We start from the raw sequence: 1,202 nt of genomic DNA, 5'->3' as shown, positions 1-1,202 counted from the left end.
CCCCTCTCCCTGATTCAACGAGCAAATTACTCGAGGATCTTTGCGACTACGCCGGCACCAACGGTACGGCCGCCTTCGCGAATCGCGAAGCGCAGGCCATCTTCCATGGCAATCGGAGCAATCAACGTCACTTCCATCTTCACGTTATCGCCTGGCATAACCATTTCCACGCCTTCCGGCAGTTCACAGGAACCAGTTACGTCAGTGGTACGGAAGTAGAACTGTGGACGATAGCCTTTGAAGAACGGAGTATGGCGACCACCTTCGTCCTTGCTCAGCACATACACTTCACACTCAAACTTGGTGTGCGGCTTGATGCTGCCCGGCTTACACAGTACCTGACCACGCTCAACGTCATCACGCTTGGTGCCACGCAGCAGTACGCCTACGTTCTCACCAGCACGACCTTCGTCGAGCAGCTTACGGAACATCTCAACGCCGGTGCAGACTGTCTTGACGGTATCCTTGATACCAACAATCTCAACTTCCTCACCAACCTTAACGATACCGCGCTCTACACGACCGGTCACAACCGTACCACGGCCAGAGATCGAGAACACGTCCTCAATCGGCAGCAGGAACGGAAGATCGATCGCACGATCTGGCTCAGGAATATACGAATCCAGGGCTTCTACCAGCTTCTTAACAGCGGTAGTACCCATTTCGTTATCATCTTTACCCTGCAGTGCCATCAAGGCAGAACCGGTGATGATCGGCGTGTCGTCACCCGGGAAGTCATACGCGGCCAACAGCTCGCGAACTTCCATTTCTACCAGCTCCAGCAGCTCCTCATCATCAACCATGTCCGCTTTGTTCAGGAACACAACGATGTAAGGAACACCAACCTGACGAGACAGCAGGATGTGCTCACGCGTCTGCGGCATAGGGCCGTCAGCTGCAGAACAAACCAGAATCGCACCGTCCATCTGTGCCGCACCCGTGATCATGTTTTTAACATAGTCAGCGTGGCCCGGGCAGTCTACGTGTGCGTAGTGGCGTGCCGGTGAATCATACTCAACGTGGGAGGTCGCGATGGTAATACCACGCGCACGCTCTTCCGGTGCGTTATCGATCTGATCGAATGCACTCGCAGAACCCGTACCCCAAACTTCGTGACATACACGGGTCAGAGCAGCGGTCAGAGTCGTCTTACCATGGTCTACGTGACCAATAGTGCCCACGTTCAGGTGCGGCTTTTACGT

1 protein-coding gene is annotated in these 1,202 nt (G+C 54.7%); it reads right to left on the bottom strand.

Translation table 11 applies throughout. From position 1 onward, the window contains the following. Window positions 1-26: 26 nt before the first annotated feature. Entirely contained in the window at window positions 27-1,187 is a 1,161-nt protein-coding gene (gene tuf, locus BCA33_RS19520; protein WP_071268456.1) for an elongation factor Tu, read from the bottom strand. Window positions 1,188-1,202: the final 15 nt, after the last annotated feature.

Origin of the sequence: Marinobacter sp. AC-23, from assembly GCF_001858325.1 — a bacterium.
Taxonomy (GTDB): domain Bacteria; phylum Pseudomonadota; class Gammaproteobacteria; order Pseudomonadales; family Oleiphilaceae; genus Marinobacter.
This window is presented reverse-complemented; position numbering and strand designations above follow the sequence as displayed.